Raw genomic sequence first — 24634 nt, forward strand, 5'->3', positions numbered from 1 at the left:
TCGTCTTGACTTCGCTACAGAGTGATCTGTTCCTACAAGTCGTATCAGTGGAAGCACGAGAGACCCGCATCAGCACCCTGGTCCAGTGCTCATCACTCCTGCCGGGTGCTTGCCGGCTCGTGCCGGCTGAGAGGCTGGACAGGGGGAGCGGTTCTCTGCTCGTCCTGCTGGAGTAGCCGCTGCTGTACCAGGGCTGCGAGTTCGGCAGGCCTGGGACAGGTCAGCGCTTCTTCCATCGTCAGGGTGACCCCGAGCTGCTGGTTGATGCGCAGCAGCAGGTGTTCCAGAGCGCGCGAATCGCCCCCGCAGGTGAAGAAGTGGCTCTGTGCTGTCAGGTGGGCAGGAGAGACAGGGAGTGTCTGGGCCACCAGCCTGATCAGCAACGCCTCCCAGGCCCGCTGCGCCTGATGCTCGTTCGCCTTGAAAGGCAAGGGATGCCAGGGCCTCCCACGGGCTAGCCGTCTGCAGTGGTGGCGACCGTCTTTCCGAATGACTCCTGCTCCCCTGCGCAGCCGTTCCCAGCTCCGCTGACCAGGCAGCCACCAGTTCCATTGTCCCAGCAAGCGCATCGTCGCTGGCACAACCAGGGGACGAATCAAGAAGGCGTCCAGGCCGATAGCTACGCAGATGCCTAAGCCCAGCTCTTTGGTGACCACCAGCCGCGTCGCGAGAAATGCTCCGGCCACGAGCAAGAAGAGGCAGGCGGCACTGGTGATCATGCCCCCAGTGCGAGCCAGTCCCTCAGCGACCGCCTGCTCGTTGTTCCGGCCTCGTCGCCAGCACTCCCGCACGCGACTCAACAGGAAGACTTCGTAATCCATCGAGAGACCAAAGAGCGTACAACCCAGGACGATGGGAACAAAGCGGTCGAGGGAGCCAGTGGGCGTGAAGCCCAGCCACGTGGCTCCATGCCCGTCCTGAAACACCCAGACCAGTGCACCAAAGGCGCTTCCGAGAGCGAGCAGGTTCATCAGGATCGCCTTGAGGGGCAGGAGCAGCGAACGGAAGGTGACCAGAAGCAGCAGCACCGTTCCTGCCAGCAAGAACAGGAGAGCCAGCCCGCTGGCGCGGTAGAGCGTACGATCAAACTCGAGCGTCTGGGCGCGTGGCCCGCCAATCTGCAGGCGGAATCCCTCTCGGAGGGAAGCTGGCACCGCGTGCAGCTGATCCAGGAGCCTGGCTTCCTCGGGGGAGTCAGGAGCACTGCGCGTATGCACCAGCAGGAGCGCTGGCTCAGATGGGAAAGGCTGAGATGCCTGGTCCGGTGCACGCTCGACGCCACTCACGTGGGGCAGGTGCTCGATCCAGCCGACCAGCCGCAGCAATGCGGCGTGATCAGTGGCCGCGCGCGTCGATCGCGGATCAGCAGGCTGCACGACCACCAGAATCGGTGCCGGGTCAACGGTGGGAAACGCCTGGGTGAGGTGCTCCCACCCCTGCCGCGCCGGGGCATCGGCAGGGAGCACTGCCGCCCCAGGCAGACCAGGGCGCAGCGCCAGCGCGGGCCAACTCCACAGCAGCAGTATCCCGAGTGCCCCTCCCAGCAGCGGCAAGGGATGGCGCATGACCGTCCAGGCCCAGCGCTCCCACCAGGAGACAGGTCCGACAGCTGCGTGCGGCTCTGCCCCTGAGGCTGGGTGCTGCCGCCGGACAGGTCCCAGGCCTCGCCAGCGCCGCCATCGCCACGGGAGCAAGGCAGAGAGTGCCAGCGCGTTGATGCGCGGTCCCAGCAAGCTGAGCAGCGCAGGCAAGAGCGTCAGGGCTGCCAGCGCAGCAACGCCTGTGACCAGACAGCCACCTACCCCCAGCGAACGTACGAGCGGAATGGGGATCAGCAGCAATGCCCCAAAGCCCAGTGTCACCATGCAGGCGCTGCAGGCAATCGCCTCGCCCGCTGTGGCCATCGTCTCAGCCACGGCCTCGGGTACTGCTCTGGTTCGGGCCAGCTCCTCGCGGAAGCGACGGATCAGCAACAGGCTGTAGTCAATAGCCAGGCCCAAACCAATGATGCCCACCAGGCTCTCCGTCAGACTCTGCAGCGGGAAGAGCCGTGCCAGCAGGGAGAGTCCGGCCAGGGTCGTGATCAGCGTCAGCCCAGCCAGCCCTACCGGGAGCAGGCTGGCGAGGAGCCCGTCAAAGACCAGCAGCAGGGCCGCCAGGGTCAGGGGCAGCGCCAGCGCTTCGGCTCGGGCGGTATCCTCCTGGGTGGCCTGCTGGAGAGCCGTAGCGACTGCCGCCTCACCTGTCAACTGGAGGTGAGCAGGCCCAGGGATGGCTCCCAGCCGGGTCTGCAGCGCTGGGACCAGCGCTGCCACCGCATCGCTGTCCTCATCGAGTCCCAAGATCACCAGGGCGGTCTGCCCATCTGGACTGACCTGCGAGCGGACTGTCAGGACATGGGGGAGGCTGCTGGCTCTGGCGACGACCGCTTGCTGTTGCGCTGCAAAGGCGCGGGTTCTGGCCTGCTGGCGGGAGACAGAGAGCACGGCAAATAGCTGCGTCGCCGGCAGGTGGAGACGGTCTCGAAGCACGGTCTGCACCTGGGCCGCTTCACTGCCAGGGATGGTCGTTCCTCCAGGCTGGAGCAGCGCTCCGATCGTCTGCGCCAGCGGCAGGCTGACCAGCAGCACCAGCAGCCAGGCTCCTCCTACCACCCACCGCCAGCGCACCAGCCAGCGCCCCCAAACCAGACCCAGCCGCCACCCAGCGGGCGGTGGCTGAGCCGGCTCGGGTGAGTGGAGAGGAGAGGCCTGCGGCGGAGACGGCTCCTCCCCTTGAGCAGCAGCGACCACGCTGGAGCCAGCCTGGCGATGGCGAGCGGGCAGATCTTGCCAGAGCGCCCGCTGGAAGAAGGCAGTCAGGCGGGCCACGTAGCGGTCAGGCACGTGCAGGCAAGCACCCACATGCTCCACCCCAGGCACCAGCCAGAGGGCCTTGGGCCGCCGGGCAGCAGCGTAGAGCTGGCGCGCCGCCACCGGCGGGATCAGCCGGTCCTGCTGTCCGTGGATGAGCAAGACCGGTCGCGGCGCGATCTGCGCGATCGCTTGCACAGGCTGCACTTGCTCGAAGCAATAGCCCGCCCGCCATCTGAGGAACTGATTGCTGACCCAGTGGAGTGGCGGCAGCAACCAGTCCCACCAGCGCGGCGGCAGGCGCAGGTGTTGTCGCACGACTTGCTCGACCGCCTGCCACTGTGTTGCAAAGGCACTATCTGCCACGACTGCGGCTACCTCCGGGCAACAGGCGGCCCCCAGCAAGCTCACCGCGCCCCCCATCGAGAAGCCCAGCGCTCCAATCCGGCAACCCGGCGCCCGCTCTTGCGCGTAGAGCACCGCGGCCAGGAAATCCTGGACTTCCCGATAGCCCAGGGTCAGCGGCACAGCGGCGCCAGCAGGCAGAGGGCGTCCATGCCCGAGGTATTCGAACGCCAGGACGTGATGCCCTGCCTGCCAGAGGGCCCGGCAGATCAGGAGGACATCTTCTACGGGACGCCGATAGCCCGGACTCACGATGATGAGGCTACGCGCGCCGGGCTGCGGGCAGTAGTACCCGGGCACTCGATAGGAACAGGACCCGACCGTCACTGGGAAGGAAATGGCTTCGGCTGGCCACCCCACAAGGGCCGGGGTGAGCGTGGAGACGGCAGCCTGCCTCCGCGGTCGAGTCAGGGTCCGTACCACGACCGCAGCCAGCGTCACCAGACCGAGCACGCCCAGCAAGCAGAGCACGCCCAGGCCAGCCAGGACGGGGAGCATGACGGGGAAGTTGACCAGCGCAATCAGCCGTCCGACCAGCGCTGGGCTTCTTCCTGCTGGGTCGGTTCCCACCGACGGCTGTCCCCAGAGCAGGAGCACGAGCAGCACGAGCAGCAGTCCAGCCACCAGGACGGCCAGTGTCTTCCGTCGCTGCAGAGCAGAGCCAGGCCGGCCAGCAGAGGAAGGAAGCCGGTCGGCAGGAGCAGCTTCCAGATTCAGTTCTTCAGGCGAGTAGGGCATGGCGAGCGTACCTCCTTCACGAGGAGGAAGCCAGCACCAGTCCGTAGCAGACTGGCACTGGCTTCTCAGGGCGGCGTCAGCAGGGGAAGGGGTGCTCCTGCAGGCACATCGAGACCATAGTTCGAGACCAGCCAGCCCGTACCCCCCATCGGGGCCGAGGGTCCCTGCACCGCAGGAGGAACGCGTAGCAGCAGCACCGACATCTGATGGCGCACAGGTTGGCCTGTTGTCGGATCGGCTTGTAGCCCTTGCTGGAGCTGCCCCGTTGCCGGATCGCGTCGCATCTGCCAGAGCCAGAAACGGACCGTTACCCAGGCGAAGCGTTGCCCTCCACGGACCTGCAGGGCCACCAGTTCTGGCTCGGCATTCACCACTGCTTGAATGAGCTGCTCTCCCACCACTGCATCGTAGAAGGCCGGATTCATCCGGCGATCATTCTGCTGGAAGCGAGCCTTTCCCCCAGGGGTGAGCAAGAACACCGCCGCCGTCAATGTCCCACCGGGCCTGGTCCGCGTGCCAACGTTGCGGTAATCCAGGCTCATTTCGCGATCGGTAAAGGTAATGGCAGTACGCAGGGCCTCAATGGCATCGGCACGCGTGAGGCCCGCAGCCGTCCAGCCTGCTGGGAGTGGATCTGCCAGCCATGCATTGGGTACGGCTGTTGTGCCCTGATTCTGACCTCCTGCCGGGCTCGTGGACCCCGCAGGTGCACTCGGGCCAGGACGGATAGTCGGCATGGGACGAGGAGCAGGCGTCGGAGGTCCCCCAGTGGGGGGAGAGTGAATCCCTGGCGTGCTGCCGGGGTGCGAAACGGTGGCCGTGGAAGGCAGGGAGGTAACCCCTGACGCGGTCCGCGTGGGGGAAGCCGCACCAGGTGTTGGGGCATGAGCCAGGGCGGTAGCCAACAGCAGACTCAGCAGCAGGAGGGTCACCGCCACCAGGCCCAAGCGGCGCAGTAGTGACCAGAAGGAGCGCCGGGTGATGGCCCTCAGGCCCGCTGGCTGCGGCGAGTCGGCCTGGCTCGCCGTAGCTTCTGGGACGGTGGGCATCGCCAGTGGGCCAGAACGTCGGGGCAGAAAGAAGGATGAGGCATCCGCAGCATCATCTTCCCACGTGAACCATTCCTGCTCCTGGGCTGGAGGCAGGGCCGGCTCCGCCCGGCTCGCCGCAGCGGCCGACTCTGGAGCAGCCGAGTAGGGCGACCATGGCGAAGGGCTCGCTGCCGTGGCGCCACTCGGCGCAGGAGACGAGGTGGCGCTGGTCCCAGCAGAGGGATCAGGCCCAGAGGAATCGCCCTGAGCCGCGGGCTGATGAGGGTCAGAGACAGACATCGTCCATCACTCCTTTCATCTCATCGTGTACAGTTATCGCAGAGCAACGGCCTCACATCCGCTCTCAGCTGTTCTGCCACCCTCCATTCGCCACGTGGACGCACGGGTCTCTGTGCCCCCAAAGGAGGGGAGAGCCAACGGCGGATGGCGGCCTCTGCTGGGCGGACTGCTTTGAGCATAGCCCTGGCGACTGGAGACCGGGGGGAAGTGATCGGCAACGCCAGCGGTTTCCCCAGGGGCCACGGGAGCAACACCAGGGGAACAGAACAGGAACAAGACAGGGACAAGAGGGGAAGCGAACCGGGAATGACCGGTTCGCTCTGGCTCAGCTCTCTGCGGCGAGCACTGTTTCTGGGTGGGGGAAACAAGGCCGGCGAGAGGGCCAGCCAGCCGAGAGGTGATGGGGAGTGGCTCTGCCCCTCATGTGTCGGTGAGGGTCGCCAGGATCAGCAAGCAACAGGAGACCCTCAGCGGGTCTGCTCCACTTCTTGGCTCCCTTGCATCAGTTTCAGCACCATCATCCTACTTTCAGTACTTTATGCAGGTTGCTTCGAGGATCTCAGTACCCGGGATCGCACGCAGCGATCCTCGAAGGGCTGCCCAGGCCGTCTGAGGGCGAGAGTGGCTGGCATCATTGCCGCATGAGAGCGGTCACTGCTGACCGCTTTTTTGGGATCATCGAAACAGCTTGACTGACGCGGCTCCAGATGCTATCGTACAAGGGGTACCGTCGGAAGACGCGAAGTAGCCCGTCTGGGATTGAAACTCGCTGCATTCCAGGTCAGCGACCCGGTGGACTTGGGTCGGAAGACGCGAAGTAGCCCGTCTGGGATTGAAACTCCAGAGCGTCCAGGCTAAGAGGAGCCTCAGCCTCGTGTCGGAAGACGCGAAGTAGCCCGTCTGGGATTGAAACACTGCGCAATACGAGGATAGCGCTCTAGCAGAGAAAGGTCGGAAGACGCGAAGTAGCCCGTCTGGGATTGAAACAGGAGAAGACCCCACTCCTCCTCCGAGAGAGCCTTTGAGTCGGAAGACGCGAAGTAGCCCGTCTGGGATTGAAACAGCGCGACTAATGAGTAACCAGACGATTGCGAGCCAAAAGGTCGGAAGACGCGAAGTAGCCCGTCTGGGATTGAAACTCATGATGCCACCAATTGCTCCACAGTCACCCCGCGCGTCGGAAGACGCGAAGTAGCCCGTCTGGGATTGAAACAGGACTGCCAAAAAGCGCTCAAGCGGCTTGACCCTGAGTCGGAAGACGCGAAGTAGCCCGTCTGGGATTGAAACTGGCAGATGGAATAATCCAGTCGCGCAGGCCGTGAAGTCGGAAGACGCGAAGTAGCCCGTCTGGGATTGAAACTTATCCGCGGCAGATGAATCAACCGTACTCCGCTCTCTTGTCGGAAGACGCGAAGTAGCCCGTCTGGGATGGAAACCTCCAAGAGCGTGAGCGCCTGCTCGAAGCGCTTCTGTCGGAAGACGCGAAGTAGCCCGTCTGGGATGGAAACCAGAAGACGAGAAACAGCCCGACCGATGTCGGTCGCACCAAAGCCAGCAGGAGAGAAGAAGCCTGTTGGGGATGGAAACGCAGCATCGACCCCTGGCCCTCCAGCCCGCCGGGCTGGTTGCCTTCCGGAGCACAAACTGCCTCTTCTCTCTAGACTCTTCTGAGGGTGTCAGCAGCAGGGCCAGGGGGAACGCGCTCTGCTCACCGAGAATGCGCCTGGCAGCGACAGGAGACCCCTACGGACGCAGGTCTCCCCTCCCAGCAACGGCTGTCCCGCCTCGTCGTCATCCAGGGCGTGCAGGATATGCAGATAGGGTGATGACAGGCGTGCCAGCAGCTGAGCCTCACGCCGGAAGGCCGCCAGATCATCGGGGTTCAGACGGCGCTTGGGCCGTTTCACCGCTGCCTGCGGGCCCAGGATCACGTGCTCACCCAGGGAGAGGCTGGAGAAGCCGCCCTCGCCGAGGAGCCGGATGAGGCGAGAGCACCCGAGCTGTCTAGGGGCTGTCATCATGGTCTGTCCTCCCCGGGATGACGAGCTTGCTCGCTTCCTCGTCTCAGACGAGCACGACCCCAGCGAGCCGGGTCTGTCCGACGAGGCCCCAACGGTCCCCCCTGACACGAGCGGATCAGCTGCGCGCCTCGTGCTCAACGAGAGGCCACAGGGCCGCAGAAGAGCCAGCAGCGCACCACGATGCCCTGGTGGAGATGCCCCCGATGTCCGAAACTAGCCCTCACCGGCTTCTTGCCTGGAGAGGGGGAGCAAGTGCCCGGCGCAGAGCCACCGGCCCACGCCCAGCGCGATGCCGCAGGCCGGCGCCGCCTGGCCGACCTGCCCTCTGTGCTCCCTCACGATCAAGAGGAACCCCCTCGTCTGGACACACAGAGCCGTCGGGAACCGACTGGCTCCCCAGTCACCAGGCAGGTCTCCCCTCTCCAGTTTGCACCCGCTGTCGAATCTGGAGGATACTGCTTCACGAGAAGCGTCTTGCACGCTGGGATGTGAAGGGAGGATGGGCAATCGCAGCACACGCGTAGCCCTGCTCCCCTGCTCCCCTGAAAGGAGACGGTATGGGAAAGCGCATCAGCTGCCCCAACTGCCAGGGGACCGGCTTCACTGCGGATGGCATGTGTCCCCGGTGCCAGGGGACGGGCCACGTCGAGCTCATCGATGACTGGGGGTAACGCCGTACCGTCACGTGTTTCCGGTGCCTGGGCACCGGTTTGGTGAAGGAAGGCGACACCTGCCAGATAGGTGGCGGCTCTGGCGAGGTGGAGGTCTGAGATGCTCACTGCTCTCATGCTGGACTGGACCGGTGCGAGTTGGCAGGAAGCCTGTGACGCGCTGGCTCAGCTGACGGATGCCCTCGGAACGCCCATCGACCCCGGCATCTTTGAGACGGTCGTGCTGCTCAACCTCCTCGGCTTTCCCACTGTGCAGTCGTGCGAAGGACACCTCGACCACGGCACCCCCTCTCCCTGGGTCACGGTGGTCGATCGCGCGCTGCACCGGCGCTACCTGCAGCAGTGGCAGCAGGTCTGCCAGCTCCAGGAGCAGGCACACCAGAGCGGCGACCCTGCCGCGCTCGATGGCTACTACCGTGCGCTGGCCGAGCTGCAGCTGGCCCAGGCGCAGTGGAACCAGGAGGAAACGCTGCGCGCGCGGCTGATGGAGCTGCTGGACGCGTTCTATGACCAGCAGCCCTGCCGCTGTCCCGCTACGCGGCTGCTGGTGCAGCGGCATCATCCGGGACTGTACCGGATCAGGCCGGTCTATGCAGTCGATCCGCCACCGGAGGCGCTGCGTGCCAGCTATCTGGAACGAGGGCAAGAAGAGATGCGCGCCTGGACACGCGCTCTGCGCCAGTGCTGGGAGAGGCAACGGGCCGCGCAAGAAGGGCGAGACTGCTCCTGAGCCTGGGAGAGCGCTGCCGGGGACGCGTGAGGGAGCTCCTGCTCCCGCCATGCGGGTGCCTGGTCCCAGAGGGATCGCAGCGAGCCGCGTTGGCGTCAGCGCCTCCATGCCCTCTCCTGGGGGTGGGCAGCGGCATCGGGGCCGTCGAGATGCACGCGCTCTTTCCCCACGCCCTCGTGGTGGGGGGCGACGTCTCCCTCGCGTCTCTGCCGCAGCCGGTGCCGCCCACCTGCGTCTTCGTGCGCGCTAACGTGTTGGAAGGGCTGCCCTTCCCTGATGGCCAGTTCACCTCCACCCATCAGCGCTTGCTGGTGGCCGCCATTCCCGCTCACGCCTGGCCCGGCGTTGTCCAGGAACTGGTGCGCGTGACGCGGCCTGGCGGCTGGATCGAACTCGTGAAGGCCAGCGATGTCATCCAGCCCGCCGGGCCAGCCACCCGGCGCCTGCTGGACTGGTTCGTCGGCATCAGCCGCCAGCTCGGCTTTGAGATGGTGGTCCTGCGCCGCCTGGGAGCGCTGCTCCAGCAGGCCGGCTGCGTGGACGTCACCAGCCAGGACATCCCCGTCCCCCTGGGCCGCTGGGCCGGCACCACGGGGCAGTTACTGCGCACGGATCTCTGGCATGCCTTTGACTCAAAGAAGCTGTGTGTGCACGAACCCAGACCGCGCCCGCGGTCTTCGAGACCCTCGTGCAGGAGCCTCCTTCTCCCCTTGCCAGACGACACGGCTCTCGACGGCAGGCAGCACTGCTGCCCAACTGCTGGAGCAGGGACAGGGTGTCTCCACGCGATCGTGATCGGTCACGGCGATCAGAGCGAAGCCCTGGGAGCGCATGCGTTCCAGGAGAGTGGTGGCCGACCAGCGTCCGTCACTCCAGAGGTGGTATGCAGATGGAGACCGAGGCAGTCCTGGGCCACATAGGCCTTCTCTGGCATGAAGCGCTGGGCCAGCCGCCCTCGACCACGCCCGGTGAGCTCATCGCCCGCTATGGTAGCAGCTCACGTTCGCTGACAGCGCCCGACTGAGCGGCCTGCTCGCGTAGAAGAAAACGCAGCAGCTTGCCGCTGGGATTGCGCGGCAGCTTCTCGACAAACACGTATTGGCGTGGGCGTTTGAAGGTGGCCAACGTCGGATGCTGCCGGCAATGCTGGTCTAACTCCTCAGCAGTGAGCGCTGGATCACGGCGCTCAATGAAGGCCACTACCCGCTGCCCCCAGTGTGGATCAGGTACCCCGACTACTCCAGCATCTCCCACACCAGGATGGCTAAGCAACGCCTCCTCAACCTCCGCCGGGTGAATGTTCTCGGCGCCGCTGATAATCATGTCATCAACGCGCCCCACAATGAAGAAGCGACCGGCCCGATCGCGCAGGCAGACATCGCCAGTATAGTACCAGCCATCGCGCACACAGCGCGCCGTCGCCTCTGGATTGCGCCAGTAGCCACTAAACGACTCAGGCGAGTGCGTATCCACAATCAGCTCACCTTCCACCTCAGCGGGCACTTCATCCTCGGGCGCCCCACCAATGCTGACGACGCGCACGCGGTGATAGACACCGGGCACCAGCGCCTGCGGCGCCTCAGCCGCATGGCGATAGAACAGGCTATTGTAGGTCTCCGTATTGCCATAAATATGCGTCAGGTTGGAGCAGAGCCGCTGCGAGCACTGAAGCAGCAACGGCGTTGGCATCGGGGCCCCAGCGTAGAGCAAGTGCTTGAGGCTGCTCAGATCCACCTCCTGGCTGGCCGGGTGAGACAGCAGGGCATGAAAATGCGTCGGTGAGCCAAAGAGATAGTCAATCTGGGCATCCTGGATCAACTGCAGCGCCCGCGCTGGCTGAAACTCGGCCAGCGGGTAGTACGTTCCGTTCAGCGCCAGGGCCGTCAGGAAGACCCCGTGCAGCCCAACCGTGTGGAAGAGCGGCATCAGCCCCAAGACCCGCAGGCCGGCCAGAGCCGTGAGGCCGTGGTTGAGCGCCAGGCCCATCACGCGCGCCACCGAGGCGGCATGCGTGATGGTCACCCCTTTCGGGCGACCCGTTGTCCCAGAGGTGTACAGAATCAGGCTGAGGTCCGTCGGGTCAATAGTGACCGCGGGCCGCTCCCGTCTTGCCTGACGAGCGAGCACGTCCAACGGCGTCACTTCCGGAGCGGAGATCTCGCCACCGACGGCCAGCAACCGGGGCCGCCAGGAGGCCGCTAGCTTGCGAACCGCCTCTAATACCACAGGAGCTGTCCGGCTCTCAAAACAGACGGCCCTGGCCTGAGCATGCTCGATACAGTAAGCGACCTCATCGGGCTTGAGACGGGGATTGATCGGTACCGCTACCGCGCCGATCTGAAAGATGGCCAGCAAGAGCAGCGCATGGGACGCGCTCGTTGGCAGCACCGTGATAACTCGCTCCCCCGGAGCAACTCCCGCCTCACTCAGAGCGTTGCCTTGGGCACAGACCTGGCTATAAAGCTGGGCATAGGTATAGTGCTGCTCCTGCTCTACCAGTGCAAGCTGATCGGGCGTCCGGCTTACAGCTAGCTCGACAAGCGTCGGCAGCGTCATTGGAGTACCACTGAGAGGCAGCGGAATATCGCTCATGGCCGTGCTCCTCCTCTGCTCGTCTGCTGGCCTGGGCGCCACCTCTCTCCTCGTCCTGGCACGACTCCGCCGGCAGCGTGACTGCTTACCTCTGCTGCAAAGCCGAGAGGATAAACTCGGTTTGCATCTCGATGTACTGCTCGATCGTCTCGCGTCCAGACCAGTACCAGCGCTTTAGCGCCCAGGCATGGGCCAGCATAATGATGTTGTAGGCTACCAGGTCAGGAGGGTATGGTTTAAATACCCCGCGGGCGATTCCTTCGCGCACAATCTCCTCGAAGATGCTATTGGTGCGGAGCTCCAGCTGCTTGAGCAAGTCGCGTGCCTTGCCCTGGAGAACATAGCTCTCGCGGTAAGCTAGCAAGGCTCCGCCCGTATTGCGGGCAATATTGTGATAATAAGCTGCAATCGAGTGACGTAACTTCTCGGCAGGATCACTATTCTGCTGCAGCTTTGGCTCGATTTCCTGATGAAACTGCCAGAGAATACTGGCCAGGATCAGCAGCAAGATGTCCTCCTTCTGAGCGATGTAGCGATAGAGACCTCCCACGCTCATCCCCATCGCCCTGGCAATCTCTGGCACCGAGGTGCCGTGAAAACCGCGCTCCAGAAAGAGCGACGTCGCCGTCTCAATCAGCTCGTGATAGCGCTGCTCGACTAAAGCATCGTCACCGACCTTGACCGCGATCAGTTCGCGCACCTGCTGTAGCCAATTGCTCTTAGTTCGTGGTGTTTCCGCTGACATACCGACCTTTCTCCAGCATGAGAGTAAGCTGGGTCAAGACGGGAACCAGCGGGTGAGCGTGAGCGCCGACCAGACATCGGCCCCAGCAAGATGCTGCTCGACCAGGGCCGCATAGCGCGCAACGTAACGACGATAGATGGACTCGCCGCGCTCCGCCGTGGCCTCGGCCGGATAGCCCGTGTAGCCCAGGCCGTTGGCCAGCTCCCTCCAGGAGCGCGCCCGCCGCAGCTCGCCCAGGAAATCCAGACGCACCCGGGGCAGCGCCGCAAGCTCCTCCTGATGTACCAGCTCCGGACGGGTCGCCAGCAACTGTGAAGTCTCGAAAACGCCAGCATGGCTCTCACCCTCGGCATCGCAGCCCAAGACCGCGGATAACGAGCCGCTCTCAAAGAGGTCGTCAAAGACCAGGCGTTCATAGCCATGCAGCGCGCGACCGCCACGCGCATTGACCCGCTGGCACGCCTCTTCCCATGCCAGAATATAAGGCGGGTCCATGTGTTGTGAAGTCACAATGATCCAGCGGAAACCGTTCTCCACGAAGGAGGCCAGAATGTCGGTGCAATAATCGGTCTGGACACGGCGCCGCACTGAGACTGTCCCCGGGTAGGGGCGACTGAGCACTGCCGAGCCATACAGGACAGTCGGGGCCAGCAGCAATGTCCAATCGGTGGCCTCACGTAAATACTCCAGGAGCCGGCGCGTCACCTCCTCGGCGGCAAAGACATCCGTGCCGACCGGCAGATGAGGGCCGTGCTGCTCCAACGGCCCGGCGCTCATCAGGATCACGGTGCGCTCGCGATCGAGGCGATCCAGCTCGGTCCAGCTCATCTCGGCCAGATAACGCCAGCGTGTTGCTTGCACAGCGTTTCCTTTCTTGTCACTCGCTGTTTGAAACCTCATCTACACGAGGGCCTGCTGCCTGCTGGTCCCGACCAGCGCCCAGTCTTTCAAGAAAGAGGTGCAGGCGTCCTGAAGGGCCTGCCTTGTCCCTCGCCTGGCACGTCAGCGGGATCGAGGGCCAGCCGGTGATCATAGGGCGTCAGCTCTGTCACCGTCTCCGGGTCGGCGTACTCCTGCGCGACAAAGACATGCTCCAGCACATGCCAGAGCAGCATTTCCAGGGCGGGACTTGGAGCCTCAGCGATCAGCCCGGCGATCTCGTTGCGAATCGCCTGCAAACGACGCGCAACCTCCTGTCTCCGGGCGCGCAAAAGCTGCTCGCTCTCGGCGGCACTGATGGGATCAAGCGACATCTCAGATGCAGCCGGGTCGGACAACATAGTATCAACCCTTTCTCCGATGATCAATGACCTTACGCGACTTCAGCTCATAGCGAGGCAGGCTCTGCGGCTCAACCACCTGTACCTCGATGCGAACGCCAATCGCATGGTGCAGCAATTGCATAGCCCGTTCTTGCAGCGCAGGATAGACCTCGCGGGCAAGCGCAGGCTCGGCCTCCACCACCACAGACATGCAATCCTGATCCTGACGGCGCTCAATATGGATCTCGTAATAGGGGGTCAGACCATCCACCTGACCGAGCAGGTTTTCGACAGCCGTCGGGTAGACATTGGTGCCCCTGATCGTTACCATAAAGTCCGTTCGCCCCAGCACTCCGCCCTCCAGAAAGGTCCAGGTCCAGCCGCAGCCATGATCATGCGCGCGCCACAGCCTCACCAGATCATGGGTGCGATACTTAATGAGCGGCTGTGTTGGGCGGAAGGTCGTGACGATGTGCTCACCAACGGCCCCATCCTCAAAGAGAGGCTTGAAGGTCGCCGGATCAGCGACGAACGAATGGCAGTGGCGTTCAGCCACGTGCACCCCCAGAGCCTTGCCTTCGCTGGCCTCGCGACATTCAGTGGCCAGGAAAATCAATTCGCTGATGCCATAGATATCGCAGATGCGCACATCGCCCCAGCCGGCGCGCAGCGCTGCTCGCATCGAGGGGACATTGCCCCCGCTCTCTCCGGCCATCGTCAGCACGCGCACCCCCGCCTCATGCAGCGGAAGCCCCTTCTCGCGCGCGACCCGGCTCATATGGAGCAGATAGGTGGGCGTGGCGCAGACACAGGTCGGATGCAGCTCAAGGATCTGCAGCAGACGCTGCTCAGTGGAGAGGCCGCCGCCTGGGATAATGGTGAGACCCATGCGCTCAGCGGAAAATGTCGCCGTCCAAAAGCCGATGAAGGTCCCGTAGCCAAAGGCGAAATAGATACTGTCACCCGGGCGCAGGCCGACGTCCCACCACCCCCAACACCAGCTATCGTAGGCGGCGATGAGCCGGTCGTAGCCGCTGAAGGCTTCGTTCAATGGCTGGCCGGTTGTTCCCGATGTGCGGTGGAACCAGCGATGATACTCGGCAGGGAGAGCCTGGAAGCCGAAGAGGGAGCCCTGCCCGTACTGATCCTCAGTGATCATCGGCTTATCGGTCACCGGAACAAGCCGATAGAAGTCGTCCCAGGTCTTGATATGCTCGGGGCGAAATCCCGCCTCCTGGTAGAGCCGCCGGTAGTAAGGAACACGCTCATAGGCAAAGGCGATCAGACGCTGCAGGCGGCGAAAATGGAAGGCATCTAGTTCCGCCCGCGGCATCTGTTGCCAGTAGGCATCCCAGTAGCGGCTCTGCCGGTTGTGTGATGACAGCATGGCATCTATCGCTCCTTCCATGCTCGCAGCAACGCTGCCAGCAGACGTCACTGTCCGTCCGCTCAAGGGTACACCAGGCAGGGGCCTCAGCGCAGCCTGCTGGTGGAGGTCAGCTCTCTCAGGAAAGCAGATGAAGGAAGAACCCGCCTGGGCTACCTACCACGAAAGCGCGGCGGGCGTCGCTCCAGGAAGGCGGTCACGCCCTCGCGCACATCCTCAGTACGCAACAGCTGATTCTGAAGCTCGCGCTCCAGAGCAAAACCGCCCTGGAGGGGAAGATCAAGCCCCTCGTTGATGACCATCTTAATGAAGCCGATCGCTCTGGTCGGCCCCTGAGCGATGCGCTCGGCAAAGGCTTGCAGACTGGACGCATAGGCCTCCGGCTCATAGACCTCATCAACGATGCCTAGCTCATGAGCCTTCTGGACACCGAAAGACTCGCCGGAAACGCTCAGTCGCAGCGTCAGATGAGGCCCAATCAGGCGTCCCAGGAGCTGCGTCCCTCCCTCGCCCGGCAATACTCCAAGCTGAACCTCCGGTAAACCAAACTGCCAGGGGCCGTTGCTGGCAATGCGGTAGTCGCAGGCCAGGGCGATTTCCAGGCCGCCGCCCATGCAGTGCCCGTCAATGCCGGCGATGAAAATCTTGGCTGTGGTGCGCATGCGTTGCAGAATCTCTTTGCTCGTCTGGCTGAGCAGCCCCACCTGCTCAGGGTCCTCATCGCGAATCACGCGGATGTCAGCGCCGGCTGAGAAGTAGCGCGGGAGCTGGCTCGTAACGATGGCCACTTTGACAGAAGGATCGAAGCGCACCGCCAGAATAGCACGCTCCAGATCAAGCAGCATAGGCATATGATGGGCGTTGACCGGGGGGCGATTGAGCTTGATGTAGGCGATCGGCCCTTGCTGCTCGGTGGCGATAAATTCCAGTTGGAGATCTCGAAAAGTCAGGGGCGTTGCCATACAGTTCTCTCCTTACAGATCCAGGTCGACCAAGGATATACACAAGTAGAAGAGGGCTAATACCAGGTCAAGGTCATGGCTCATCGGCGGGCGACGCCTGCTCTTCTGGATGAGGCGGCCAGCCTGGACCTGGCCCGGCCCCGCTGAGGACGCCAGGATCGCTGCCCCAGCGCACCCGCTCGAAAGTTGAGCGACAATCAGCGCAATACCAGGTAGAACTCAAGAGGCTCTGACCAAAGATAGCCAGACAACGTACGCGCTGCGAGCCACACCAGGGACAGTCGGGATCACGGTGCAGCCCGCCCACCGAACTCATTCTATCCATGTAGCCTCCATCGAGGGTGGAGGGCACGCTCAAGAGCCACCCTCCGGCAGAATATGAGGCCCGGGAGCATCACCGCGCGGTGCAAGCTGGCGAAGCCAGTCGGCCATGCGCTGCTGCCAGGCCACCGCAGCTTGCGCTGACTGTTCGCGAGCCGGAACAGCCTCGCTGAGCAGCTGATCAAGCTGCTCTAACCAGGGCAACAGCTGCGCCCGCAGCTGCTCCACCTGCTGCAAGAGGCGCGGACGCAAGGCTGCCTCCTGGCCCAGCAGCTGCAACCACTGCTGAGCAAACAGCTGATGAAAGCTCTCCTCCTGTAGGATCTTCGCCACACGCCGCGCCAGCGAGGGTGAGTAGCGGGCAGTGACAGCCAGGGCCTCTGTCACCGCCGTATCAAAGAGCGCGGCCAGGCAAATCAGGCTGATCCAGCACGGAGCGGGCTGGAGCACAAGAGCCGGCAGCGACAGGCTAGTCTGCAGTCCTTCCCCGTCGAGCAGACCGGCCAGCACCCTCGCCTGTCCATACTCTTCTTGGGCCATTGCAGAGACTGCGGTCGAGGCTTCCAGGACCGGGCCACGCACACACCATTCGAGATAGTGACGCGCCAGCCGCCGTTTGGCCGCCACCAGTGTGGCAACCAGCTTGACAATGGCAGGGTTCAGCTCCTCGTCACTGACAGCGCTCATGAGGCTGCTCCCTTTTCCACCGCCGCTTGAGAGCCGACCGCGAACGCCACTGGGCGTAAGCTCCCCCGGCGCACCACCTGCAGCTCCGCCCAGGTCTCTTCGTCATAGGTCCAGGCCGCGTAGAGCATGGCCAGCTCACGGGTGGGCGCATGCACAGATCCAATCACTTGCAGCTCATCGTCAGGCTTACGCCGGGCCAGTACCTGGTAGATCTCGCTATGAGCAAGACTACTCATCGGTTTCTCCTCTCGTCATGTATTCCGGTCGAGATGACATCATGGCACTGGCACGCCCTGCCTCTGGTTAACGTTAACTCTCGAGCGCGTAACCAAGCTGACGCAGGGCGTGGCGTCCGCGCAGCGTCAAGCGCTGGGGCGTCCAGGGCCGTTCCCAGGAGAAAACGACCTTGACTTCGCGTACGCCCGGCTCGGCCAGAAGACGCTGTTCGATATCCTCGCGAATCCAGTCGGCGCAGGGGCAGCCCGTAGAGGTTAGCGTCAGTTCAACAGTCACCTGCCCCTCCTGCTCCTGGAGACGTTGGACAAGGCCCATGTCGACAATGCTGATAGAGAGCTCCGGGTCCTGGACCTCAGCCAGCGCCTGCATCAAACGTTCGGTGCTGGTCATCATTGGCTCACCTCACCTGCTGCCTGAAGGGCGGTGAGCAGCGTCCGACCCGTCCGCAGCGTCTGGACCAGGTACTCGTTATAGGGACCGCGCTGGCGCCAGCGAGCGCGCACCTCCTCCCAGGAGACGGGAGCGGAGAAATCCCAGCGTTTTTCTTCCGGGAGGAAGCGGCAGGGGAAGGGATAATCAAGGACATAGGCGCCTTGGGATTCGTCGTAATGGGCAGGTACGCGCAACCCCAGTCTGGTCAGGAAAGGAACTACTTCCGCCAACCAGTCCTGCCGGAGCTGGTCGTTGGTCTTGCTCTTGAGGCGAAACTCTAGCTGGCGATCGCGCCGCTTCAGATGATCCGGCTGACCAAACCACTCGACCGTAATGGGGAACATCCAGTCGAGAGCCTGCTGGAGCTGCTGCCGACCCTCCGGGCTGCGCGCCAGCATCGTTACCGCCCGCTCGCCGAAACGCATGTGAAAGACCTCCTCGCGGTCAACCTTGGCCAGGGCGCGCTTCCAGGGAGCGTAGCTTGTCGTGCGGTAGACATCGCCGAGCAGGTGGAAGCCGGCCCGATCCTGCAGGAAGCCAATCAGCGCCGATTCGGCAAAGGTGGTATAGAGCATGTCCATCGCATACGGATGCTTGAAACGCTGCGCTGGCCGCTCCCAGAGGAGATAGTCGATATCTACCCCAAGGTCTTCCAGCAGACGATAGGCAATGTGGGCATGCCCAAATTCGTCCTGCGTGATCGCCAGGAGGGTGCCAACAAACGGCTCGGGAACACGCTCGTGATAGAGGTTGTCGTAATGCATCAGGGCCCCTAACAGCTCGGTGTCGGCTGTGATGGTCAGGGTCTCAATCAGAAGCTGCCGATATTCTTCGGAGACTTCGTCGGCTTCGATCAGCTGCCCCGCCTGCACTCGCGCAAGCAGTACCGCATTCTCTGTCATGTCACTCGCTCCTCTTTGCCTCTGCGGCAGCCTATGGCGGACTCTTTTGCTGTGTTTGCGAACGATCATTCGTTCGCAACCTATGGTATAATTAAACCACGGGCTGCAGGGTTTGTCAACCCTGCAGCCAGGGGCATCCTCTGTGACTTCAGCGATAGCCGGTCGCCGGGTCGGATAGACAACGGCACGGCAAGGAGCATAGAGGATCGGTCAGGCCTCTCGTCGGCTTGGCTGCCGACGAGGCAGCACAGCAGTTGGAGGTAGTCATGCACAATACGTATCTGCTCACAGAGGAGCAGCAGAAGCTGCAGCGCTGGGCCTACGAGCTGGCGCAAGCTGAGTTTCAGGCCAGCGCCGAGCGCTGGGAACGTGAGGGCATCTTTCCTTGGGAGCATGTGGCGACGCTGGCGGAGCAGGGACTCCTTGGCTTTACCCTGCCACGAGCCTTCGGGGGCCTGGAGCGCTCACGCCTGGAAGCCGTGCTGGTCCTTGAGCAACTGGCGCGCGTTTGTCTGACTACAGCGGAAATCGCCCATATTTGCATGAATGGCCCATCCTATGCTATCAGTCGTTTAGGCAGCCAGGCTCTGCAGGCCAGGTACCTGCCGGAGGTCGTCGCGGGGAAACGCCTCATTGGCATTGCGATCACCGAGGACGAGGCTGGCTCGTCGCTGGGCGAGATAAGCACGCGGGCACACGTCCGGGCGACGTCGGTGGTGATCGATGGGCGCAAGTGCTTCACTACCATCGGGGACGTCGGCGGCACCTTTGAGGTTGTGGTGCGCTTTGGTGGCGAGGGCACGCGTGGTCTGGGGGCTGTGCTTGTGGATGCCGACACGCCGGGTTTTGCCGTCGAGCGAGTCTATGAGAAGATCGGGGGCAACGGCATCCACGAGGCAGCGCTCCGTTTTGAACATTGCGAGGTGCCGCGCGAGCAGGTGCTGATCGAGGGCGATCCCGCCACAAGCAACGGCTTTAAGCTGGTGATGCGCGCCTACAATGCGCTGCGCCTGGGGATCGCCGCCAACTCGCTGGGGGTTGCTCAGGCGGCGCTCGATCAACTGGTGCCCTATTTACTGCAGCGTCGGCAGTTCGGGGCGCCGCTGGCCGCCGCTCAAGGGTTGCGCTGGCGGGTGGCGCGCCTGGCCCTGGCTCTGGAGCAGGCCCGTCTGCTGACGTATCGCGCCGCCCTTCTCTCAGACGACTACGGGTTCCCTCCAGCCTATGAGACTGCCCTGGCCAAGCTGGCGGCTACAGAGGTGGCGCTCCAGGCAGCAGATGAGGCCATTCAGGTCCTCGGCTGGCGCGGCATCACCAAAGATTACGCGGCAGAACGCCGCTATCGTGAAATCCGTGGCTGGACCATTGCCGGCGGTACCAGCGAAATGCTCCTCGAATCGCTGGCCAAGCAGGTCCTCAGGCACTACGAACAGTCCTCCGGCCATGCCCTACAGGCCGAGTGAGCCTGGATAGAGTGGTGAAGCAGGCAGGGGCCTCAGCCCTGCTCAGAATTCATGGCACAGTGCTGGTGGCAGCGGCGCGCAGCGTTCCCCCCCGGTGCTCCTCTGCCACCGGCTCATTGTCCCTGGCCGTCTGAGGGCGCTGCCGCTGAGGCGTCTTCTTTTCCAGAGAGGTGCATAGGGTGGGGATCGACAAGGAAGGAGGCAATCAGTTCCGCCGCTTGCTCCAACGGCACGGGTCCAGCCGGGTCAAGCCACTGATAGGTCCAGTTGCAGCAGCCGAGAATGGCCTGGGTGGCTATCCCTTCGGGGATAGTGGGCAGCATGCCTGCCGTCATTGCCTCGCGAACGGCGCGGCGAAAAGCTGCCACGTAGGCCCGCTCTTTCTCGCGAATCAGTGAGAGATATGGCTCTTCCAGGCCCGCCTTGTCTCGGAAGAAAACCGTGAAGAAGCTACGCTCCCGTCCAATCAGCGTGATCAAATGGATGATCAGCGAGCGCAGGCGCTCCCGTGTGTCCTGCTGGCGCTCTAATTCATTCAGCTCGGCGAGGGCGATATCCAGCAGATAATTGATAGTCAGGAAGAGGATATCTTGCTTGCTGCGTACGTAATGGTAGAGAGCCGGGCGGGTCATGCCCAGTTGTTGCGAGATATCTTCCAGGGTACCGGCTTCGTAGCCGCGCTCACGAAAGACCGCTGCCGCAGTTTTGACAATCTCCAGCAAACGTTGTTCGTGGGAACTCTGGGGGTGGAGCAGTCGCTCAGCCAGGCTGATGACATGTTCTCTAGCCGTCTGCTGGCTACGGACAGAATCCGGTCGGCGCTGTATCTGTGTCATTGAAGGTCACGCACTCTCCTATCAGTCCAGGTATAGTTGGGTACAGAGGAGTTTAGACGGGGCCTGTCTCGCTCTCGCACTGCGCGCGCGATCCATCCGAGCGCACAGTGCAATTCCCCGCAGCACGGCTGCTGGACAGCAGAGCACCACCAAAGTTGACGCTCCTGTCTCTTGCTGAGCCGCCTGTGTGCTCGCTCCTGGCAGTATTTATTATCCTTCTTCTCCCCCAATCTGACAAGGGAAAAAAGTGCCGCCGCCCGCCAGGAGACGCCTGCCTCTCCCACGGAGAGCAGTATGCCAGGGCGCTCGCTCTGACCTGACTGACGGCAACCCTGGCATACCTGGAAAAGGTTCTCTCTCTCACAGGGCAGGCCCTGGCTCTGAGGCAAGCGGCGCCTTCACCTCGCGCTCGAGCGGTGGGCCGGCTGCGGCTGGCCTGGCGACCGTGGCCGAACCTACCGCTACCTGCCGCTCGCCGGCCAGCACTTGTAGTCGCAGCTGTACCTCATCCTCCTCGATGCCCGTCACCTCGCCCTGACAAAGCAGCTCCTCGCCCGGGAAAACAGGCTCCAGCAGACGCGCCTCTACACGGCGCACTTGCTGTTGACCAGCCCAGCGCGTCAGGAGCAGGCCCATCAAGCCAATAGCAAAGGTGCCATGAGCAATGACGCTGGGGAATCCGGCCTGATGGGCGACGGCGTCCTCCAGGTGGATCGGATTGGGGTCCGTGATGGCGACCGCCATCCAGGCAATCTTGAGACGGTCCACTTTGAGCCTGACCACTGGCAACGGTGTCAACGGGGTCATAAGGCACGTTCCTCTGTTATGAATCCGTGAGAAGTAGAATAGCCACGGCGTTGGTTTCCAGGTCGAGGACTGTTCCCCCTTGATTCTGGATGAGTCCCACATGCGCGCCAGCTACCTGCCTGGCACCGGCCTGACCACGCAACTGGGTGACCACTTCGAAGACCTGGGCCAGGCCCGTGGCCCCAGGGGGATGACCGCGTGAGAGCAGGCCTCCGCTGGGATTGACCACCGGGCCAGCCCCCTGATAGTCATAGTCGCCCCGGGCCAGACGGGCCGCGGCCTCATACGGCGGCGCCAGTCCGAGCTTCTCCAGGGCTGGCGGCAAAGCCGAGCTATAGGCGTCGTGAACCTCCGCCACCGCGATCGCTTCGGGGCCGATACCGGCGGCCTCATAGACCTCTCGCGCCGTCAGAGCGACGACACTCTGCGGCCCGAAACGGCTCTGAACCCTGCCGCTGCGCAACTGCCCGGCACGCAGTCGCACTTTGGCCCCGAGTTGGCGCGCGCGCGCAGCGCTGACGACCACCGCCGCCGCGGCTCCGTCAGCGTTGGGACAGCACTGGAAGAGGGTGAGCGGCTCGGCCACCGGGCGCGATTGCAGCACCTCCTCGACGGTCACCGGCGCACGGAAAAAGGCATAGGGATTGGCCGCGGCATGCCGGCGGCTTATGACCACCAGGCTCGCCAGCTCGCGCACGCTGGCCCCAGAGTGGTGGAGATAGTGATCGGCGGTGAGAGCGTAGAGGGCCGGCAGGGGAATGCCTACCGCCGCCAGAGGATCATCCGGCGGCAAGGGAATCAAGCCTCCTCCCTGCGAGGCCGGGGCATCGACGCCGATCGCGAGAGCCACATCGCAGCGCCCGCTGGCCACCCAGGTGGCAGCTTCGAGCAGGGCCGTGCTGCCAGAAGCGCAGGCGTTCTCAACGTTGATCACTGGGCGCTGTCCCCAGGGGGCATGACGCAAGATCTTCTGTCCCATTGCTGTCCCGCCGAAGGCCGTGCCCACGAAAAGGGCCTGGACGGACCGCTGATCAAGTCCGGCATCATCCACCGCTGCCAGTCCGGCTCGCAACGCCAGAATCTCCGGAGGCACATCCGGGTGCTTGCCAAAGGGGACCATGCCAACGCCGGCAACGAAGACTGGGGCCGCTAAGGGCCGGGCTCCTGGCGGGAGAGACTGGGGTGTTGGCTGCCTTGCGCTGGCAGCGGCAGCCGGGAGTCCAGCAGAGGCGGGCAAGGGGCGAAAGGCATAGGTGACGATCTCCCCATCGGCGCGCCTGACCGTCAGAGCATCGAGAGTCACCGGCGTGCCGGGTTGGACGCGCCCCTCGCTCAGGTGCGCATAGACGACAAGACCATCATCCAGCTCGACCGCCGCCACTGCGTAGGGAGCCTGCCAGGGGGCGGGCGCCACATGGATGACAGTGCAGGCCAGTACACGGCCTGTGCGCGGCGGCTCATAGGGCAGCAGCTCATTGGCCCCACAGCCAGGACAGGATCGCCGCGGTGGGAAGTAGCGTGCGTCACAGCTGGGACAGCGCGACCCTTTTAAGGTCGGCTGACCACGCGCCTGAAACCAGTCCTCGTGAAGGATATGCGGTAAGGAAGATGAGAGAGTCATGAAAGCTCCAGTCCTCCGCGGGCAATCAGGGTACTGACCTCCCGCAACACAAGCTGTCCGTCAGAGGCAGAGTAGCAGGTCTCCAGCTCCAGAATGCCAAGCTGCCCTTCCGCACTGGAGCGCTCGCGATAGCTCAGAAAGCGGCTGCGGGCCACAAGCTGCTCGCCAGCGCGTATCTGACGAGCATATTCCAGCCGGACCCCACCGAAGAGCGCACGGTCCCAGCGCACCCCGAGGCGCTCGAAGATGGTGGCGCTATCGCGGCAGAGCACGAAAAAGACCATCCCGATAGGGACCAGGACGGCGCCGTCGGCCTCGGTGGCGAGCTGTGTATCCAGGGCGCTCGCAAACTCGGCGGCCTTGACCTGCTCCACTGTGAAGGTCACATCAGGTAGCTCAATCGTGGAGAGATCCATCGCCGTCTCCTCTCTGGCTGGTAGCCTCCGCTGGTACGGGTCGCAAGGCGCCGCGCAGCACATCAAAGGCTGATCCACAGGTGCTACATGAAAACTGAGCTTTACAGACAGCCGCTCCAAAAGCGTTGTTGAGGCGCGTCTGGTAGGAGCCGCAGTATGGGCAGCGCACGCCGTGGGGCGTTGGTTCGCGTGCTACGACGCCCCAGCTCTGGAGTTGCTGACGTCCGCTCGTAGTGATGCGCCGCGGCGTCCAGATCACGCGCGTCTCCCAGGTGACCACCACGCGACGCTCACCCGCTAGCTGGCTTAAGCGCTGGCGGATCTCCTCAGCGATGACCTCCCTGCCCGGGCAGGCCAGCATGGTAGGCACAAGGGCGACGCTGATCTCATTCTCATCCAGATGCACCCCCTGGATCAGGCCCAACTGGCGAATGCTGACCGGTACCTCGGGATCAAGAACGCTCTCCAGTGCCTGGAGAACCGTTTCTTCAGTGAGAGCGACATCGCTCATACACTCATGCTGTTCGTTCATCCTAGCCTCACCTCTGGCCGCTCGCGAAAGACCGACTGCATATGTTCAATCAAGGCAGCAAAGGGCTGCTGCCAGTCGACAGAAGCAGCGGCCCCAAGGGTCAGCCCTTGCTCGGCCAGCTCCTGCTCGGCCTGCGGGCGCCAGTGCCCATACCAGCTCTGAACCTGAGCTGATGGCTGCCAGGGGAGCAGGCCACAATAACGCCCGACGACCTGCAGGGCCTGCTCCAGGCGAGGGCGGGCCGGCGAGGTGGCCAGGACCTGCAACCAGCGCCGCCAGTGCTCGCTGTGGACATGCTCCTCGTAGCGCATGACCAGCAGAATCTCTTGCAGCTGCCGGCCCGAGCGTTCGCTGATGGCCTGCAGGCGCAGACGATCTAATACCTCGTAGAGATACTGCTTGACGACAAGCTCCGGGAAGTCCGCTGGCTGGTAGGTGGCCAGGGGAGTGACGACGAACTCTTCCGCCGCTCTGAAGAAGACATAGCGGTCGAGTGCGCGATCGTGTAAGCCGGTATATTCGTAGAGCGCTCGCGCATGAGCCATCTCATCCTGGGCAAACGAGCCGATGGCCAGGCATTCCTCTAGATGGGTATATTCTATGATGCGGCTCCCCAGGATATGGCCGACGATGAATTCGTCATCAGCCCAGGCGCGTAGCTCAAACTCAGCTACGTGGTCCATC

At 63.5% G+C, this 24634-nt stretch carries 23 protein-coding genes and 1 CRISPR repeat array; of the genes, 3 read left to right on the top strand and 20 right to left on the bottom strand.

What is annotated here, in order from left to right:
- Positions 1-92 precede the first annotated feature (92 nt).
- From AC6H1L_RS01550 to AC6H1L_RS01560, 3 genes are all read right to left on the bottom strand, one after another.
- Positions 93-3995, bottom strand: coding sequence for an MMPL family transporter (locus AC6H1L_RS01550; protein WP_497599800.1), 3903 nt, complete (start codon positions 3993-3995; stop codon positions 93-95).
- A gap of 65 nt (positions 3996-4060) precedes the next feature.
- On the bottom strand, positions 4061-5326 hold the full coding sequence (locus AC6H1L_RS01555) for a hypothetical protein (RefSeq protein ID WP_497599801.1): 1266 nt from the start codon (positions 5324-5326) through the stop codon (positions 4061-4063).
- A 729-nt stretch (positions 5327-6055) separates the two neighbouring features.
- Positions 6056-6834: direct repeats of the CRISPR family, unit length 37 nt; unit sequence GTCGGAAGACGCGAAGTAGCCCGTCTGGGATTGAAAC.
- Between the two features lie 168 nt (positions 6835-7002).
- A complete protein-coding gene (locus tag AC6H1L_RS01560) occupies positions 7003-7347 on the bottom strand; it encodes a hypothetical protein (protein ID WP_497599802.1) in 345 nt (114 codons plus the stop codon).
- A gap of 771 nt (positions 7348-8118) precedes the next feature.
- On the opposite strand from AC6H1L_RS01560, the gene AC6H1L_RS01565 reads away from it, so the two are divergent.
- Both AC6H1L_RS01565 and AC6H1L_RS01570 read left to right on the top strand, forming a co-directional pair.
- Positions 8119-8748, top strand: coding sequence for a hypothetical protein (locus AC6H1L_RS01565; RefSeq protein WP_497599803.1), 630 nt, complete (start codon positions 8119-8121; stop codon positions 8746-8748).
- An 89-nt stretch (positions 8749-8837) separates the two neighbouring features.
- Entirely contained in the window at positions 8838-9668 is an 831-nt protein-coding gene (locus AC6H1L_RS01570; RefSeq protein WP_497599804.1) for a methyltransferase domain-containing protein, read from the top strand.
- A gap of 64 nt (positions 9669-9732) precedes the next feature.
- Here the strand turns inward: AC6H1L_RS01570 and AC6H1L_RS01575 are convergent, their stop codons facing one another.
- The 11 genes from AC6H1L_RS01575 to AC6H1L_RS01625 all read right to left on the bottom strand — a co-directional run bounded on the left by AC6H1L_RS01575 (position 9733) and on the right by AC6H1L_RS01625 (position 18275).
- Positions 9733-11340: an AMP-binding protein gene (locus AC6H1L_RS01575; protein ID WP_497599805.1), complete on the bottom strand. Its 1608-nt coding sequence runs from the start codon at positions 11338-11340 to the stop codon at positions 9733-9735.
- An 85-nt stretch (positions 11341-11425) separates the two neighbouring features.
- Positions 11426-12085 carry a TetR/AcrR family transcriptional regulator gene (locus AC6H1L_RS01580; protein ID WP_497599806.1) on the bottom strand — a complete coding sequence of 220 codons (660 nt, stop codon included), beginning with the start codon at positions 12083-12085 and terminating at the stop codon, positions 11426-11428.
- 33 nt (positions 12086-12118) lie between these two features.
- Positions 12119-12946, bottom strand: a complete 828-nt coding sequence (locus AC6H1L_RS01585; RefSeq protein WP_497599807.1) for a creatininase family protein — start codon at positions 12944-12946, stop codon at positions 12119-12121.
- Positions 12947-13032: 86 nt separating this feature from the next.
- Positions 13033-13365 carry a hypothetical protein gene (locus AC6H1L_RS01590; RefSeq protein ID WP_497599808.1) on the bottom strand — a complete coding sequence of 111 codons (333 nt, stop codon included), beginning with the start codon at positions 13363-13365 and terminating at the stop codon, positions 13033-13035.
- 4 nt (positions 13366-13369) lie between these two features.
- On the bottom strand, positions 13370-14734 hold the full coding sequence (locus AC6H1L_RS01595; protein WP_497599809.1) for a phenylacetate--CoA ligase family protein: 1365 nt from the start codon (positions 14732-14734) through the stop codon (positions 13370-13372).
- A 152-nt stretch (positions 14735-14886) separates the two neighbouring features.
- On the bottom strand, positions 14887-15696 hold the full coding sequence (locus AC6H1L_RS01600; protein ID WP_497599810.1) for an enoyl-CoA hydratase/isomerase family protein: 810 nt from the start codon (positions 15694-15696) through the stop codon (positions 14887-14889).
- A 73-nt stretch (positions 15697-15769) separates the two neighbouring features.
- Positions 15770-16021: a PaaD-like zinc ribbon domain-containing protein gene (locus AC6H1L_RS01605; protein ID WP_497599811.1), complete on the bottom strand. Its 252-nt coding sequence runs from the start codon at positions 16019-16021 to the stop codon at positions 15770-15772.
- Between the two features lie 29 nt (positions 16022-16050).
- Positions 16051-16704: a Phenylacetic acid catabolic protein gene (locus AC6H1L_RS01610; RefSeq protein ID WP_497599812.1), complete on the bottom strand. Its 654-nt coding sequence runs from the start codon at positions 16702-16704 to the stop codon at positions 16051-16053.
- Entirely contained in the window at positions 16701-16940 is a 240-nt protein-coding gene (locus tag AC6H1L_RS01615; RefSeq protein ID WP_497599813.1) for a hypothetical protein, read from the bottom strand. The genes AC6H1L_RS01610 and AC6H1L_RS01615 overlap by 4 nt, the downstream gene beginning before the upstream one ends.
- A gap of 73 nt (positions 16941-17013) precedes the next feature.
- On the bottom strand, positions 17014-17334 hold the full coding sequence (locus AC6H1L_RS01620; RefSeq protein WP_497599814.1) for a metal-sulfur cluster assembly factor: 321 nt from the start codon (positions 17332-17334) through the stop codon (positions 17014-17016).
- Positions 17331-18275 (bottom strand): Phenylacetic acid catabolic protein, encoded by a 945-nt coding sequence (locus AC6H1L_RS01625; RefSeq protein WP_497599815.1) that lies wholly within the window; start codon positions 18273-18275, stop codon positions 17331-17333. The genes AC6H1L_RS01620 and AC6H1L_RS01625 overlap by 4 nt, the downstream gene beginning before the upstream one ends.
- 227 nt (positions 18276-18502) lie before the next feature.
- Between AC6H1L_RS01625 and AC6H1L_RS01630 the strand changes: the two genes are divergently transcribed.
- A complete protein-coding gene (locus AC6H1L_RS01630) occupies positions 18503-19738 on the top strand; it encodes an acyl-CoA dehydrogenase family protein (RefSeq protein WP_497599816.1) in 1236 nt (411 codons plus the stop codon).
- Between the two features lie 113 nt (positions 19739-19851).
- Here AC6H1L_RS01630 and AC6H1L_RS01635 read toward each other — a convergent pair whose 3' ends face one another.
- The 6 genes from AC6H1L_RS01635 to AC6H1L_RS01660 all read right to left on the bottom strand — a co-directional run bounded on the left by AC6H1L_RS01635 (position 19852) and on the right by AC6H1L_RS01660 (position 24633).
- A complete protein-coding gene (locus AC6H1L_RS01635; protein ID WP_497599817.1) occupies positions 19852-20574 on the bottom strand; it encodes a TetR/AcrR family transcriptional regulator in 723 nt (240 codons plus the stop codon).
- Positions 20575-20934: 360 nt separating this feature from the next.
- Positions 20935-21381, bottom strand: coding sequence for a MaoC family dehydratase (locus AC6H1L_RS01640; protein ID WP_497599818.1), 447 nt, complete (start codon positions 21379-21381; stop codon positions 20935-20937).
- A 16-nt stretch (positions 21382-21397) separates the two neighbouring features.
- Positions 21398-23002, bottom strand: coding sequence for a thiolase C-terminal domain-containing protein (locus AC6H1L_RS01645; RefSeq protein ID WP_497599819.1), 1605 nt, complete (start codon positions 23000-23002; stop codon positions 21398-21400).
- On the bottom strand, positions 22999-23418 hold the full coding sequence (locus AC6H1L_RS01650; RefSeq protein ID WP_497599820.1) for an FAS1-like dehydratase domain-containing protein: 420 nt from the start codon (positions 23416-23418) through the stop codon (positions 22999-23001). Before AC6H1L_RS01650 ends, AC6H1L_RS01645 begins: the two co-directional genes overlap by 4 nt.
- Positions 23399-23950, bottom strand: coding sequence for a PaaD-like zinc ribbon domain-containing protein (locus AC6H1L_RS01655; RefSeq protein ID WP_497599821.1), 552 nt, complete (start codon positions 23948-23950; stop codon positions 23399-23401). Before AC6H1L_RS01655 ends, AC6H1L_RS01650 begins: the two co-directional genes overlap by 20 nt.
- Positions 23947-24633 (bottom strand): Phenylacetic acid catabolic protein, encoded by a 687-nt coding sequence (locus AC6H1L_RS01660; RefSeq protein WP_497599822.1) that lies wholly within the window; start codon positions 24631-24633, stop codon positions 23947-23949. Before AC6H1L_RS01660 ends, AC6H1L_RS01655 begins: the two co-directional genes overlap by 4 nt.
- Between the last annotated feature and the right edge of the window lies 1 nt (position 24634).

This window comes from Thermogemmatispora argillosa, assembly GCF_059696725.1.